A 253-nucleotide genomic window follows, 5' to 3' on the forward strand; every position below is an offset into this window, starting at 1 on the left:
GACCGGGGGCCTTCCATCCGGCGCAGACAGCTCCAGGCGCAGGTCCAGCGGCTCGCCGCATGCCATCACGGGATCGCCCTCGCCTTCGCCCACTTCGAGCGCATGAATCCTGTAGGGCGCGTTGCTGTTGCGCCCGACGCCGGACGTATCGCGAGCGTCCTTGCGTTCATGCCAGGCCAGGTAGGACTGGGTGACGTCGAAGACGTCGCCGTAGCCCGCGACCCGCCCCTGGTCCAGCCAGAGCGCGTGTCGG

The 253-nt window shown here is 69.6% G+C and carries 1 protein-coding gene; it reads right to left on the reverse strand.

What is annotated here, in order from left to right:
• Positions 1-253: hypothetical protein (locus SB754_RS21635; RefSeq protein ID WP_410784373.1), on the reverse strand; the 253-nt coding region annotated here is incomplete at both ends.

Source organism: Leifsonia sp. SIMBA_070 (assembly GCF_046534635.1).
GTDB lineage: Bacteria > Actinomycetota > Actinomycetes > Actinomycetales > Microbacteriaceae > Leifsonia.